Here is a 15,359-nt window from a genome sequence, read left to right as displayed (position 1 = left end):
GTCTACAACGAAGTTAAAAAGTTACAAGTGCCCCTTGATTAATAGAGTAAAAAATTTAAAAGATAATGTATGGTTTTTTTTAAAAATTTACTATTCTTTACAACTAATCTTACCTTAATTAATTGATTTTAATTGTGATTAGTGATTTTCGGTCTGAATTGGTTATTTTGTGTTATAAATATTGCGATAATTCCTAGTTTTAGTCAATGATAGTAAATGGAATGGATTTTTAGTAAATCTGCTCGCGATTCAGCACAGTTGGTTTCTTTATTTGCATCTTGTGGGCGCATAATAAAGCCCAGTGCATGACCTTTTTGTGCCGCAGCCTGTAATTTTACGGTATCTCTTTCTGATAACTTTGGTAACCAGCCAAGTACCACGCTGTAATTACCACTCGCCAATGCTCTTGCCATTGCTTCTACCGTTGTAATGGAGCTGATGCGATTTAATTGGACAATCTTATCTAAAGGTAATCCGGAGTTAATTAACCATTGGCGGCTCAGTTTCTTATGTGGACTAACCCATAGCAACCAGCGGGCTTCATTTCCTGATTGGCGTAACAAAGGTAGCAATATACGATTAATGACAGCTTGGTTATCGCTATATTGGTTATCACTATATTGGTTATCACTATAAATCAATTCACTCACTATACCCGTCATCTTTCAAATTGCCTCTTTGTTGGCTGCACTCACTCACCCCGGTCACATCGTTATCTATGCTCCCGGGGATTCGTTCCCTTGCCGTCGCGATGCGTCTTGAAATCCATAGGGTATATACCTTCCGCTATACCTTCTTTAGCCTCTTTCACTACCCCTTCTCTTCTGGCTGAATTATCTTGTGTAGGTGAAGAGAGTGATAACTGCTTTTTGGCTGACTGATGTTTAGAAGGGTAAACCCAGGATGATTGGATGCCCATAATGAACCTCGTTACGATTAACTGTATTAATATACAGTATCTTCATGTCAGGCTAAGATCAAGTCTATTTTTTCAAAGAGCTTCGCAAATATTGACTGTAAATGGCTGTAAACTCATTTAACCATTGGCAGAGAAAATTGGATTGCGTATGTTTTTAATTGCTTGTTCCTGTTATTTATTTTGCTAATAATTGGGGCAAATCTATGGATAAGAGATTTATTTGCACAAAACTCATGGAGTGATCTGTATGTTTTTGTCTGAGGTACGTTTTACTCAACTCAAAAATGGTTTTTCTTCGTTTGGGACATTGACAAGGAAGCCACAGTTTGGTGGTTACAGTCTGTTAGCTGATGGGATTATGTTCGCTATTATTGCTGATGGAGAATTATATTTACGAGGAAATGGGCATGCTGAGGTACTATTTAAAGCCAGAGGAATGAAAAACTATATTTACTCGAAAAAGGGAGTGCCTGTAACTTTGCGTTATTACCAAGTTATTGAATCACTTTGGCAAGATCAAGAGTTGTTATCTCAATATGCGCATTTGGCTTATCATTACTCATTTATTGAAATGGCGGGTAAAAAGAAAATGCCAGAGCGCTTGAAGGATTTGCCTAATCTTGGAATGTCTTTGGAACGTCAGTTATGGAAAGTTGGAATATGTAAAGTTGAAGATTTGCGGTTGTTAGGCGCTAAAGCCAGTTATTTAAAACTTCATCAATATAAAAGAAAATTTAATGTTAGTTTATTACTTGCTTTGGCTGGTGCAATTGAAGGATGTCATTCAGCCGTTTTACCGGTACAGATCCGTAATGATTTATTACGCTGGCACAAGGAGCTGGCTTGTTAGATCTTTATCGTGAATAGCTAATAAAAGGGGCAGTCAACTGCCCCAGTATATCAATCTGGTTATAATTGATTAATTTGTTTAATGATATTAACGATTTCAGGTAGTAATTCTATTAATAAACGGGTTTGTTGCAATACCAGTTGCTCTTTACTATTTCTTTCTACCGGAGCTTGCTCGATTCTTTTTGCTATGTTGGCAGGTATTTGCTTAATTCTATCATCATCTATTAATGCCGGTTTTAATGCTGTATCGACATAACAAATAGCATCATTAAGAATATCCAGGATAACTTCATTATCCAATTTATCTCGATGTGCTCCCAACGCAGAGATGTAACTTAGCATGGTGTGATTTAGGCACAGTAGCCGGAATGCTTTTTCTTGAGAAGTCTGGTCACTTTTCGGCTCGGCAGACATGTTTGAAATAACGGATACTAGTTCTGCGTCACTATTATGGGCATCGCGACGGGCAATTCGATAGTTCAACCCATTATTTTTTCCCTGATGATATTGAACTAAAATGGCATCAAGGTAGCGACAATTGGTGTTCATCGTCCGGTTTATCACTTGTGATAACTGGCGAAATTTCCAATCTGGCCAAATGAAATTTACGGCTAACCAGGCGCTACCACAACCAATTAATGTATCAATAATTCTTGGTAACGCGACTTCAAAGCCTTCACCTAGCAAATTGAAGCATAATAATACCAATAATGTGATAAACAGGGTTGCATGTGCATACTGGGTATTACGGAAGACGAAGAACAATACGCCAGAAATAACAATTAGCACCAGTTGCCCCTCAATAGATGGCACAAAGTAAAGGATTGGCAAGCCGATCAATACGCCGGCAACGGTTCCTATTATTCTCAGTGTCAAACGGCGGCGGGTAGCGCTGTAGTTAGGTTGGCAAACAAACAGACTGGTTAGTAAAATCCAATATCCATGTTGTAAATTCAACAACTGGATCATGGTATAGCCACTACATAGCAGAACAGACATCCGGATTGCATGGCGGAACAGGGCCGATTGTGGGGTTAGGTGACGGTTGAGCCTTAGACAGATATCTCGCCAGCCAGTCAACGTTTCGTCAGATAGTTGAATTTCATCTTTTTTGTCTTTGGAAATATTGTCTCGTCCAGAATTCATGCTTGTTAATTGCGCATCAATCGCACGCAGGTTTTTCAGCAAATTATATAAGGCGGTAATCTTGAGGTTATGTCTCTGTTGTTTATTGAGTTGTTGTAGGGAACTTTCCAAATAGTTAAATGCACGTTCAATACGCGGATTGTGTTGGTATAGTTTGTGCCAACGTATTGATTGAGCAATCTGTTCACATGCACGGGCTTGCATAGAGAGGAGACGTTGAAAGCGGAACAGAATATCGCTGTAACGAAAAGTATGAAGTAGGCTTTGATATTGCACATGAGATGAACTTGCACGTTCGTGAATATCTTGCGCAACAAAGTAATAGTGCAGAGTGTGGTGGGTTCCACGTTGGCCGTTATCACCTTTCAGACGGGTCAGTAGGGAGGCTTTGGCTTGATTTAGTGTGTTAACTAAGACACTGTTTGCCATTGCCACATTAATGACGGATTGCTGGTATCCTTCTTCTATTATATCGGGATCAAACAGATTAGCTTTAGCATCAAGGTAAATTGCAAGTTGTTGGTAACAACGCGCCAGATTGTCTTGTAACGGACGGATAGGGAACAGTAAATGACCCGTTAAGGTTAGCAGGTTATACCAGATTGCACCTGTCAGCAGTAATAAGGGTTGTTGATACCATAATGGGAAAATAGATGAACCAAGCATGGTATAAATTGCGATCAGTAATGCCCCAAATGCAATAGTGGCATAACGCTGTCCGAGGGCGCCCAGTAAGATAAAACTGCAAGTGGATAACGCTAGCCCGATGGTAAAAAGCCAAGGATAAGGGAACAGTAATTCAATAGAGGCTGAAGCGATAAAGAAAGAAATCAGCGTGATCACTAGATTACGTAAACGACCAGTCAGACGATCATCAAGATCAGCGAGTGCTGCGGCAACAACGCCCAAGGTCAATGAGATAGTTATTTTAGGCTCTTTATCCAAAAACCAAGGCACTAGTGTTGTTCCAGCCAAGGCTATTAGGATACGGTTATAATAGAGAAAATGACTGTTATAAAGAAAACGGCGCAGACCGGAGAAAACAGTTAGCACAAAATACCCCTGAGGTAATAATAGCCGTCATATACCCGTTATCTTTCAAGTTGCTTCTTTGTTGGCTGCACTCACTCACCCCGGTCACATAGTTATCTATGCTCCCGGGGATTCGCTTCCTTGCCGTCGCGATGCATCTTGAAATCCATAGGGTATAAATAACTATTATGATAAAAGGTTTATTAGTGATAAAAAACTCTTATAAGACATAATTCAACTATTTTTTAGGTATGGCGCTCGATAATGGAACTTAAAGCAACACAAATTGGTCAACGTCTTGCTCAGCATCCTTATAATCGGGTGCGTTTGCTGAATGCGGGTATTGAAGTCAGTGGTGAAAAGCATCAATACCTGATCCCATTTAACCAGTTAATTAATATTCAGTGTAAACGAGGAATTGTCTGGGGTGAGTTAGAGTTTGAACTGCCCGATAGACAAGCGGTTCGTCTTCATGGCGCTGAATGGCAGCAGACTCAGCGTTTTTACCATTATCTGCTTGGTGAATGGCAGAAATGGAGCCAGGAAATGAGTGATATTAGTGCTAATGTACTGGCAACTCAGGTTAGTGAAATCAACAGAATTGACCAACAGAACCGTTGGTTTAAAAAAACAGATTTGTTCCAGTTACAACAGCGGATTCAGGCAGCGTTTCAGGCTTTACCATTGCCGTTACAGCGTCTGGAACAATTTGATCATTGCCGGGATGGTTATCAAACGTGTTTGCGCTGGCTTGAGAATGGCGAAAAGCTTGTTGAAAAGATGAATTTGCAATGGGCAGAACGCATGTTGGAGCAACATCGTGACTTTTTTCAGCGGGTAGAAACATCTCCGTTAAATCTTTCTCAGAGTTTGGCTGTTGTTAACGATGAAAATTCAGTTCTGGTTCTTGCTGGCGCGGGGAGTGGAAAAACATCTGTGTTAGTTGCGAGAGCGGGTTGGTTATTAGTTCGCCAACAGGTGATTCCCGAACAGATATTGCTATTGGTGTTTGATAATCAGGCGGTAAATGAGATGAATGAACGGATTCATATTCGTCTTGGTGTGAATGATATTAAAGTAAAAACGTTTCATGCTCTGGCGTTGCATATCATTCAGCAAGGAAGTAATAAAGTACCAAAAATCAGTGAACTGGAAACTGATGAGCAAAAAAGAAGAGATTTTTTGATTAAACACTGGCAGCAACAATGCAGTGAGAAGAAAGCACAGGCCAAAGGTTGGCGGGAATGTCTGACAGAAGAGCTGAAATGGGAAGTGCCGGAAGGTGAATTTTGGCACGATGAACAACTTGCTAACCGTTTGTCAGACCGGCTTGAGCGTTGGTTAGGTTTGATGCGTATACATGGTGGTAGTCAGAAGGCGATGATAGAGCAAACTCAGGAAGAGTATCTGGATCGGTTTCAAAAGTGTATTCGCTTGATGGCACCTTTATTAAAGGCGTGGAAATCTGCATTAAAAACAGAAGGTGCTGTTGATTACTCAGGGTTAATCCATCAGGCAGTGAATATTCTGGATAAAGGGCGGTTTATCAGCCCGTGGAAGCATATTTTGGTTGATGAGTTTCAGGATATTTCACCATTAGGGGCCAAATTGCTCACTGCATTGCGAGCGCAAAATAGCCAAGGTTGCCTGTTTGCTGTAGGGGATGACTGGCAAGCAATATATCGTTTCAGTGGTGCGGAACCGACGTTGAATACCGTATTTGCTGATTATTTTGGTAAAGATGCTGAATGTGTATTGGATATCTCTTATCGGTTTAATAATCGGATTGGTGAGATTGCTAACACGTTTGTGCAGCAAAACCCAAATCAATTAAGGAAGCCGCTAAATAGTTTGATTAAGGGTAATAAAAAATCAATTGTTATCTTACCAGAAGATCAGCTTGAATCTTTATTGAATAAAATGAGTGGCTATGTCACCGAGCAGGAAACGATTTTATTACTAGCACGTTATCACTATTTAAAACCTGAATTACTGAAAAAAGCAGCAACTCGTTGGCCTAAACTGAAAATAGAGTTTATGACTGTTCATGCTTCCAAAGGACGACAAGCGGATTATGTGATTATTCTTGGTTTGCATCAGGGACAAGATGGTTTTCCTGCATCAGCAAGGGAATCTGTGATAGAGCGGGTTTTATTGCCGCCGCCGGAAGATTTTCCGGATGCGGAGGAGCGTCGCCTTTTGTATGTTGCATTAACACGGGCGAAGAAACAGGTGTGGTTGATGCAGGATAAGAAGAATCCATCGGTGTTTGTGCGTCAATTAGAGCGGTTAAATGTGCCTGTTCAACGTAAACCTTGAGGTTTTGCTTTGGCTAAAATATTCAGGGCTATCATGGGATATCTTTGCTGGAAATCCCACTCTTGTTTTTTCCTAAGTATCTGGTTTGGAGAAAGTGTGTAGTTGTAGGTATATGTTGTAAAGATTTATTTCAAACGTTCATTCAAATAATTTTGATAATCAGGCACTTGAATATTTACTGATTCAGAAAACAGAGGGGAACTAACAATAAAATCCGCAGACGCCAGATTGGTTGCAACTGGGATATTCCATACGGTAGCGAGGCGTAACAGTGCTTTTACATCAGGATCATGAGGCACGGAATTCAGTGGGTCCCAGAAAAATATCAATACATCAATTTTCCCTTCTGAGATTAGAGAACCAATTTGTTGATCTCCACCCATTGGGCCACTAAGCATATTGGTAACGGGTAATCCGGTTTCATTCTGAATCAGATTACCGGTTGTGCCGGTGGCGTATAAATGATGTTTTTTGAGTAAATTTTTATGTTTTTTGGACCAGGTTAGTAGCGAAATTTTACAATGGTCATGTGCAATAAGCGCTATATTTTTAGAAGCTGCCATTGTGCGGGTTGTTAATTCCATAAGGATACCTTTGATAATCGTTGTCGTGTTTTCGAACGTAGTGAGCTCAATTGATAACAATGTTTATCATATACACTGTAATAAATAAACAGAGTAAAAATATCGGATTTTAAGGAGTAATAAATGAGTGACCAGCAAATTGCGAACATACTGAGACGAGTGAAAACTATCGCGTTGGTCGGTGCGAGTGAAAAAACTGCTCGCCCAAGTTATAGAGTTATGGCTTATTTACTGGAGCAGGGCTATCAGGTGATTCCTGTCAGCCCGAAGCTTGCCGGACAAACACTGCTTGGGCAACGAGTGTATGCACAACTGACAGATATTCCACAACCTGTTGATATGGTTGATGTGTTCCGTAATGCTGAAGCTGCATATGACATTGCGCAAGAAGCTATAGATATCAAAGCAAAAGTGCTTTGGTTGCAACTTGGTGTTATTAATGAGCAAGCAAAAGTGTTGGCAGAGGAAGCAGGCTTGGATGTTGTTATGGATCGCTGTCCAAAAATTGAAATTTCAAGATTGGGACTTGAGAAATAATATTTTCATCTTGTAATTATTTTTTTCTAATCAATGGATGAAGGGAGCTTGGCGCCAATATCTAATACAAACTTAAGGCGTTGGATGAGAGGCGGTGTCCGGGTTCCAAGTATTCAAATAATGTTTAAATTGGATATTGAGTTTGTTTCTTTAGACATCTTATGAAATCTACTTTTACAGTTATTACAATATATTAAGGCAATTTTAGTTGTTCTTATGGCTGCTGAATTTTGCCAGAATCTACACTTTCGTTGCTATAAGATATGGCGCTTTTACTGCACCCCAATTTTGACCCTTTTTTATCATCAAAAAATAACTTATTGATTTAAAAGAAAAATAGAATATCTCCTAAAAAAAGGGTTTTTTCATTTTTTATCACTATATTCTTTAACAGTCAGCAACTTAAGGTTAATATGTAACAGTGCACTGCCGTACAGGCAGCTTAGAAATCGTGGGCTTTACCTTTTTCAGGATTCTTAAGGTGCACTGCCGTACAGGCAGCTTAGAAAAATATAACTACCTGACATCCGAGACCATCAGCGTGCACTGCCGTACAGGCAGCTTAGAAAAAGCACAATGAAACTTAGTTACTCCAGCGAGAGTGCACTGCCGTACAGGCAGCTTAGAAAATCTGGTAAAACCGGTTCCATGCTATCTCCAGGTGCACTGCCGTACAGGCAGCTTAGAAATATTAACGACGAATTAGATAGATTAACCGAAGGTGCACTGCCGTACAGGCAGCTTAGAAAAGTTGCGGTGTTCGATATAATAATCGACTCGTGTGCACTGCCGTACAGGCAGCTTAGAAAGATACTAAAAACAACGCGCCCGCCAATACCTTGTGCACTGCCGTACAGGCAGCTTAGAAATATTTGGCGACCAGACATCTTCCACCGCCCAGGTGCACTGCCGTACAGGCAGCTTAGAAAAGGATGCTTAGCGCTAAATGCTTGAACACAAAGTGCACTGCCGTACAGGCAGCTTAGAAAATGCTGCCGCGCATGCCATTCGCTGCCATCATGTGCACTGCCGTACAGGCAGCTTAGAAAATCTCTGCATTTTATTTATAAAAGCTCTTTCCGTGCACTGCCGTACAGGCAGCTTAGAAAATAATCGCGTTAATCATGTTAATGCCGTATTGGTGCACTGCCGTACAGGCAGCTTAGAAAATAGTATTAATCCGCGTGATGCCGAACCGGTCGTGCACTGCCGTACAGGCAGCTTAGGCAGTTTAAAAATACGATAACTGCCTTAGATTGCTTAAGGGGTATAAGGGGAGTATTAATTGCGTAGTCTTGGGGCTAATAGCTGATTGCGGATGGATTCTGCTAGCTCATCTAGAGAAGGTTGCTCTGGATGTTCATCAGATGTTTCATAGGCTAATTGTGCTTCTGCTAAATAAGTATGTACGGGTTGACCGTTGTCATCTTCCATCACAACGTGATACCAAGGAGCGGAACGCAAGGTAGCATTGGATGCAATGTCATCCTCTTGGGGTTGTTCCAGAGAATATTCCACATCAATGTCTACGATGACTCCTAAATAACCCAGAAGTTTGTGACGTACTTGTTGGCCGATACCGAATTTGCTGGCGATAATCATAGTCACCTCCAAAGAAGATCTTGCATTGACATTGATATAAGGGCAGTAAGGTGAATTACAAGAGCATACCCGGTGGTTGAAGTCTTTTTTTGCTTTAAAATTGCGAGTGCGACTTCATCTATTTCAGGTTAGCTGTAGTAAATATAAAACACAACCGACAGTCGCATGCTTAACTATATATGTGAGCGATACCGCAACGTGATTGGGTTGATAGGGGGTAATTATGATTAAGTGTGGAGTAACAATTTATGTTTATGGCCGGGTTCAGGGAGTCGGGTTTCGTTATCAAACTTTTCGTTGGGCAAAACTTAATAATCTGACAGGTTATGTCTGTAATTTACATGATGGTAGTGTAAAAATCGTAGCTTATGGTGATAGTGAACAACTAAATAAATTAACCCATTGGTTGGAGCAGGGTGGTCCGCCGGGAGTACGAATAGATAACTTTTCATCTCAAGCCTGCGCAGTGGAGGATATTGCAGATTTTAGTGTCCGCCACTGAGCTAGATTATTGATTAGATACATTTTACTGGTTTCGGCAGTCCGGCTATCTTAGTTGCCTGCTTTGCCGGCCCTTTGGGAAACAGACGGTAAAGATAGCGACTGTTGCCTTTTTCTTCGCCATATTTTTGTGCGATTGCTTTTACTAACATACGGATAGCCGGGGATGTATTAAATTCCTTATAAAACTCCCGGATAAAATGAATGACTTCCCAATGCTGTTCAGTCAATGTGATTTCTTCCTGTTCGGCGAGGAGTAAAGCTATTGCTTCCTGCCAGTCACTACTGTTTTTCAGATAACCTTGCGCATCGGTTTCGATTTCTTGACCTTCGAATACCAGCATAATCATTAATAACCATCAAAGAAAAGTAGCCGTAATTTAGCAAAAATCACTTCTGTACCCAAGGATAGTATGCACATGTGCGGATAAAATAAGCCAATGATAGTGAAAAAGAGTAAATTTACGGCAATCGAGTAGGAAGAGGCTTTACATCTGTCTCGGTGCTGTTTATAGTGCACGCCATTGCGGAGGGGTGGCCGAGCGGCTTAAGGCAGCGGTCTTGAAAACCGCCGATGGGAAACCATCCGAGAGTTCGAATCTCTCCTCCTCCGCCACTTCTCATTCTACTCACGTATTATAAAGTCTACTTTTTCCAATAAAATCAATAAGAATAGTGAAATATGGTCATGCTTCCGTATGATGGTTGCGAGCTAGTAGAAAAACATTACAAAAATGGCTGCGCATGCCACCTAAATTATGAAGTTTCATGATCTCTGAATATGCTGGTGCGTCACTATTAAAATTGGTGACAAAAATTTTACAGTAAATAAAAAAATTATCTGATCTTGAGATTTTTTAATTTCGCTAGACTGGGTATTTATCGAATTATATAGATTGTAATCTCTGAATGGGTTTGCCTAATAATGCTCACTCAAATTGTCGTTAGTCCATTTTGTTTTTATAATTATATTAGAGTGCAATGACAAGGTAGGGATGTCAAACTCACTATCATTATAAATTCCAATGGATTGACCAGAGTTTATATATAATCTTGGTTCTATTGTTTTTTATCATTGCAGTTATTTGGCAGCATATATTACAAGCGATTTTATCTGTAGGGTTAATGTTTATTCTGAGTGGTTAAATGCTTAAATTTATTATTGATGTGAAAGTGGATTGGTAAATATAATTGGGTGTGGAATATATTCATGAGCTAGATAATATAATATTTGATGGCTTAATTGATTGGATTTTAATTAACCAATTTAATAGTGGGATATATACGTTGTATCCGGAATTATTGATTTTACTCATAATGAATAATAATTGCAAATTGATGATTTATAATCGTTTGTTCTGTTTGGTTTTATGTGTGATAAATATAAAATAATATTTTTATAATTAATTTTTAATTGGAGTGTATGTGATTTTTTAGAATTAAAAATAAGGTTTTATAGGTTTTTATTTTTTTAGTGTAAAGAATTAATTTGATTTTTAATTGCAATAATATAGTTAATTTAAAATTGTCTTTTTAAAATTTCAGGATATAATAAAGTTTTGTCTGATGGGTAAATTTATTTATAAGCGGATTGAATAATTTATTATAAAAACATGGAGTGAGAAAATTTTAATGAATTATTTAAAGGAATATACCCAATGGATTTCAAGATGCATCGCGACGGCAAGGGAGCGAATCCCCGGGAGCATAGAGAACTATGTGACCGGGGTGAGTGAGTGCAGCCAACAAAGAGGCAACTTGAAAGATGACGGGTATATGAAATTATTTATTCATAGAGTGGTAATGTTGTGGTTATTAATTAAGTCCGTAGAGGTTGAATTTTATTTTCATACAGTAACTATACCAAAGAGGATTGAAACATGATGTATTCAATTAAAGGTGTTCAATATCAAACGTTGGTAAATATCCCTAAAAATATTGGATTAGGATATTCAAGATGGAGTGACGGTAAAGTTCACCTTGTTGATGGTGACTTCTTATTTTATGGTTCTATTGATATTAAAGGTGAGAATGGACCTATCAATAAAAAAGCTGAGATTGATGCTAACTGGACGGTAAAATTTAATGAAATGCCTTGTGATAATCAAAGTAATATCTTGCTCAAATCCTACTGGTTTAGTCCAGTAAGCAATGATAGCTGGCTTATAAAAGATAAAATGCGGCTCATGATTCTTTGTTCAAAAGAGCCAACTCATCGATTGATTCTTGAGACCGGTGAAATTATTGATAATAAAATTGACAATGATTATCTTCGTAACATGATATTTTCTTACACCATACTACGGCGTTAATAGCGAACAATGGGTTTAACTTAAAAAATGCTCTGATATTTTCAGGGCATTTCCTTGATTATAGAGATAATCCACTATTGTTCAGATGGAGTGGAATATGAGATACATGAGAAAATAACCTAATATCTTTATTTAATGATGGGAATGGCTACTGAAATGGTTTATACCCTATGGATTTCAAGATGCATAGCGACGGCAAGGGAGCGAATCCCCGGGAGCATAGATAACTATGTGACCGGGGTGAGCGAGTGCAGCCAACAAAGAGGCAACTTGAAAGATGACGGATATATATGAGAGATTGATATAACGGTGGTGTATTCTGGAGATGAGTCATTATAACCTTATTAGTTAATAAGATAAATGAATGGAAATAAAATAACTCATGAGTAGAGGAACTTGATTGAAATGGTGGCGGTAAATAATCATTTTTTACCTGTAGTGTTTATATTCTATCTCGTAATAACAGTGATCTAGATTATATCTTTAATTAAGTTAATTAAGTTAATTATGTTGCTGAAAATATGAATTGGAGACTTGGTAAATTGGGTAACACTGAACTTTTCAATATTTAAGCGCCTGGTGGAATTAGTGCAATTGTAGGTGTGTTGAATGATGCCAACTTTGAAAAAGGCTGCGAGATTAAGAGGTACTGATTTTTGCTGATGACTGAATTCAGTGGGGTGGTTTCATTATCATTGAACATTTTACAGACAACAATTCTTACTTACTGCATAGGTCTTAGGACAGACGACTTAAGTATGTGATGGTGTTTTTACTGCTACCTTAATTTTTACCCTTTTTTTGAAGTGAGTTGTAATTAATTGATTTTATGGATAAATTAATTATCGCTTATAAAAAGGGTTTTTTACTTCTTAATAGCTATGCTATTTAAAAATCAGCAGGTTAAAGTTAATATGTAACAGTGCACTGCCGTACAGGCAGCTTAGAAAGCCGCTGAGCGCTTCGAGTCCAAAAAACCTAAGTGCACTGCCGTACAGGCAGCTTAGAAAATATAAAGTAGAAATGTTGACACAAGTAATCAGTGCACTGCCGTACAGGCAGCTTAGAAAAACTCCAGAGCCGATATCTCACGATACCATTCAGTGCACTGCCGTACAGGCAGCTTAGAAAGCCATTTGGTCAGAAAGGACTCTACAGAGTTGGTGCACTGCCGTACAGGCAGCTTAGAAAATCGGCGCTAGCGTAACCTTCCGCAAGTTGTAGTTCACTGCCGTACAGGCAGCTTAGAAAGCGATAATCGGGCAAGATTTCCCAGCACTTACGTTCACTGCCGTACAGGCAGCTTAGAAATGCTAACGCTGCGATTTGCAATGACTATTTGTGTTCACTGCCGTACAGGCAGCTTAGAAAATTTCTCAAACGCGATTGTAATGACGGACTGAGTTCACTGCCGTACAGGCAGCTTAGAAATCGTTGAATGTCAGAGGGTATCTATCCATTCTGTTCACTGCCGTACAGGCAGCTTAGAAAAGCTAGCCCATGTATGCCGCAAGTCGTGGAATGTTCACTGCCGTACAGGCAGCTTAGAAATGGCGGTTTACACTTATGAAGCCGATTATGTGGTTCACTGCCGTACAGGCAGCTTAGAAAATCTCTCGTAACAATTAAATTCAATGTTCGGAGTTCACTGCCGTACAGGCAGCTTAGAAATGTTCGGGCTGTTTTGGCTGTGCTGGTTCAGGGTTCACTGCCGTACAGGCAGCGGCGCACTCGATTGAGTGCGCGAAAATAAAAAGCCTATTTTCTGCCTGATGAGCATTAATTCTTATGCTTCTGAGCATACGTTTCACTATTAACCCATTGATGGTCTTTTTCCCAAGTAAATAGCCACTTACGGGTTGGTCCGGCCATTACGTTGAGATAATAGTTGTCGTAACCGGCAATGGTTGCTACTGGGTGATAGCCTTTTGGGACTATTACCACATCTTTGTTGTAAACAGCCATTGATTCATCCAGTGAACGGTCATCGGTATAGACGCGTTGCATGCAGAATCCTTGAGATGGGCTCAGGCGATGGTAATAGGTTTCTTCCAAATAGGTTTCCTGTGGCGTATTGTCGGTATCGTGTTTATGGCTAGGATAGGAACTGGTACAGCCTTCATCGGTAAAGACTTCAACCACCAGCAAGCTATCAGCAGGTTTGTTATCCGGTAGGATGTTGTGAACATAGCGTCGGTTGTAGCCATTTCCACGTTGTTCTGCACCAATATCCTGTGGCGTAATCAGGCGAGTCGGGTAGTTTCCTTTACCCGGTGCTTGGCATACCGCGAGTTCGAGAGCGGTACCGGCAATAATTTCAACAGATTCCCCCGCCGTGATGTAAACGGCATAAGGCTTTTTGCGTTCAAATGGTTGCATGCGATCGCCAATATGCTCAAATCGTTGATGTGGCGTCGTTACTGTGGCTTTTCCCGCCACCAAAACCAGACAGGTTTCATTTTCTGATGCGGGTAAGGTGATTTTTTCACCCGAGGCTAACTCATAAACATCAAAATGGACATACTTCCAGTTGGCAGATTCTGGTGTGATATGTTGAGTTCGTCTATTCTGATCCGGTGCATGATATTTTGATAATAATTTGGACATATTACCTACCTCAGCATTGCTTTTGTATAAATCGAACGGCGACTATTAAAGTAATCCTGCATCTCTAGCAAGTTGATGTAAATTGTTATAACCCATTGTTGCGTAGGTGAGTGGATGAGCAATGGCAGGATCTTGTTCTGCTTCAACTACCAGCCAGCCTTTATAATTCTGTTTTTTCAACACTTGAAAAATTGCCGAATAATCAACGCAACCATCTCCCGGTACTGTGAATACACCGCTCAGTACTGCATCAAGGAAACTGGTTTTACGGTTTTTTATGTCGTCGAGTACATCAGGACGGATATCTTTGCAGTGAACATGATTGATACGTTTTGCCCAGCGTTCTGCGATCACCAGTGGATCAGCGCCAGCAAAGGTCAAATGGCCGGTATCCAGCAACAATCCAACTTCATCTCCGGTATGTTCCATCAAATGATCAACGTCTTCCTCAGTTTCGATCACAGTTCCCATATGGTGGTGATAAGCAATCTGAACACCCTGTTCTTGGGTGTAACGGGCAAATTCAGTCAATTTTTCACCGTATTCTTGCCAGCGGTTAGCTGGAAATTGAGGGCGAAGATGGACTGGCTTGTTTTGATCGCCGTGAATGCAGTTTGTCACTTCCGCAAATACCATGACATTAGCTCCCAATTCGCGCAGCAAGGTCAGGTGAGATTGTGCCGCTTTAATCTCTTCTGCTATTGAACGGGTGAGTAATTCGCCAGAGTACCAGCCAGATACCAGCATGAGATTGTGGGCGTCAAGAATCGGGCCCAATACGTTGGCCTGACGAGGAAATTTATGGCCCAATTCAAAGCCGGTAAAACCTGCTTGGCGGCCTTCTGTTAAGCAGGTTTCCAGTGGTGTGTCTGCGCCGAGAGTGGGTAAGTCATCATTAGTCCAGGTCAGAGGGTTGATACCAAGTTGAACAGCCATGATGGTGCTCCT

12 protein-coding genes, 1 tRNA gene and 2 CRISPR repeat arrays are annotated in these 15,359 nt (G+C 40.1%); of the genes, 6 read left to right on the top strand and 7 right to left on the bottom strand.

Features of this window, described 5'->3' with window-relative positions; translation table 11 throughout:
• Window positions 1–203: 203 nt before the first annotated feature.
• Entirely contained in the window at window positions 204–662 is a 459-nt protein-coding gene (gene sulA, locus OO184_RS05355) for an SOS-induced cell division inhibitor SulA (protein ID WP_265378291.1), read from the bottom strand.
• A 504-nt stretch (window positions 663–1,166) separates the two neighbouring features.
• Here sulA and OO184_RS05350 point away from each other — a divergent pair.
• Window positions 1,167–1,769 carry a TfoX/Sxy family DNA transformation protein gene (locus OO184_RS05350; protein WP_265378290.1) on the top strand — a complete coding sequence of 201 codons (603 nt, stop codon included), beginning with the start codon at window positions 1,167–1,169 and terminating at the stop codon, window positions 1,767–1,769.
• Between the two features lie 59 nt (window positions 1,770–1,828).
• Here OO184_RS05350 and yccS read toward each other — a convergent pair whose 3' ends face one another.
• Window positions 1,829–3,970, bottom strand: coding sequence for a YccS family putative transporter (gene yccS, locus OO184_RS05345; RefSeq protein WP_265378289.1), 2,142 nt, complete (start codon window positions 3,968–3,970; stop codon window positions 1,829–1,831).
• A 243-nt stretch (window positions 3,971–4,213) separates the two neighbouring features.
• On the opposite strand from yccS, the gene helD reads away from it, so the two are divergent.
• Window positions 4,214–6,268, top strand: coding sequence for a DNA helicase IV (gene helD / locus OO184_RS05340; RefSeq protein ID WP_265378288.1), 2,055 nt, complete (start codon window positions 4,214–4,216; stop codon window positions 6,266–6,268).
• Between the two features lie 125 nt (window positions 6,269–6,393).
• On the opposite strand, the gene OO184_RS05335 is transcribed toward helD, so the two are convergent.
• Window positions 6,394–6,852 (bottom strand): methylglyoxal synthase, encoded by a 459-nt coding sequence (locus tag OO184_RS05335; RefSeq protein WP_265378287.1) that lies wholly within the window; start codon window positions 6,850–6,852, stop codon window positions 6,394–6,396.
• Window positions 6,853–6,975: 123 nt separating this feature from the next.
• On the opposite strand from OO184_RS05335, the gene OO184_RS05330 reads away from it, so the two are divergent.
• Window positions 6,976–7,389 carry a CoA-binding protein gene (locus OO184_RS05330; RefSeq protein ID WP_265378286.1) on the top strand — a complete coding sequence of 138 codons (414 nt, stop codon included), beginning with the start codon at window positions 6,976–6,978 and terminating at the stop codon, window positions 7,387–7,389.
• Window positions 7,390–7,810: 421 nt separating this feature from the next.
• Window positions 7,811–8,618: a CRISPR direct-repeat array (repeat unit 28 nt; unit sequence GTGCACTGCCGTACAGGCAGCTTAGAAA).
• Between the two features lie 52 nt (window positions 8,619–8,670).
• Here the strand turns inward: OO184_RS05330 and hspQ are convergent.
• Entirely contained in the window at window positions 8,671–8,991 is a 321-nt protein-coding gene (gene hspQ / locus OO184_RS05325) for a heat shock protein HspQ (protein WP_036807155.1), read from the bottom strand.
• 223 nt (window positions 8,992–9,214) lie between these two features.
• Between hspQ and yccX the strand changes: the two genes are divergently transcribed.
• A complete protein-coding gene (gene yccX, locus OO184_RS05320; protein ID WP_265378285.1) occupies window positions 9,215–9,493 on the top strand; it encodes an acylphosphatase in 279 nt (92 codons plus the stop codon).
• A 13-nt stretch (window positions 9,494–9,506) separates the two neighbouring features.
• Here the strand turns inward: yccX and tusE are convergent, their stop codons facing one another.
• The gene (tusE, locus tag OO184_RS05315) at window positions 9,507–9,836 is read right to left on the bottom strand and encodes a sulfurtransferase TusE (protein ID WP_265378284.1); all 330 of its coding nucleotides are present in this window, start codon (window positions 9,834–9,836) and stop codon (window positions 9,507–9,509) included.
• A 184-nt stretch (window positions 9,837–10,020) separates the two neighbouring features.
• Between tusE and OO184_RS05310 the strand changes: the two genes are divergently transcribed.
• Both OO184_RS05310 and OO184_RS05305 read left to right on the top strand, forming a co-directional pair.
• A tRNA-Ser gene (locus tag OO184_RS05310) sits at window positions 10,021–10,108 on the top strand.
• A 1,264-nt stretch (window positions 10,109–11,372) separates the two neighbouring features.
• Window positions 11,373–11,804, top strand: a complete 432-nt coding sequence (locus tag OO184_RS05305; protein ID WP_265378283.1) for a hypothetical protein — start codon at window positions 11,373–11,375, stop codon at window positions 11,802–11,804.
• A 922-nt stretch (window positions 11,805–12,726) separates the two neighbouring features.
• Window positions 12,727–13,535: a CRISPR direct-repeat array (repeat unit 28 nt; unit sequence GTTCACTGCCGTACAGGCAGCTTAGAAA).
• Between the two features lie 48 nt (window positions 13,536–13,583).
• On the opposite strand, the gene iolB is transcribed toward OO184_RS05305, so the two are convergent.
• Together iolB and iolE are read right to left on the bottom strand one after the other, a co-directional pair.
• Window positions 13,584–14,411 (bottom strand): 5-deoxy-glucuronate isomerase, encoded by an 828-nt coding sequence (gene iolB / locus OO184_RS05300; protein ID WP_265378282.1) that lies wholly within the window; start codon window positions 14,409–14,411, stop codon window positions 13,584–13,586.
• Window positions 14,412–14,456: 45 nt separating this feature from the next.
• Window positions 14,457–15,347: a myo-inosose-2 dehydratase gene (gene iolE, locus OO184_RS05295; protein ID WP_265378281.1), complete on the bottom strand. Its 891-nt coding sequence runs from the start codon at window positions 15,345–15,347 to the stop codon at window positions 14,457–14,459.
• Window positions 15,348–15,359 lie beyond the last annotated feature (12 nt).

This window comes from Photorhabdus aballayi (genome assembly GCF_026153155.1).
Lineage (GTDB): Bacteria > Pseudomonadota > Gammaproteobacteria > Enterobacterales > Enterobacteriaceae > Photorhabdus > Photorhabdus luminescens.
The sequence above is the reverse complement of the archived record's forward strand: the minus strand, read 5'-3'. Positions and strand labels throughout refer to the sequence as shown.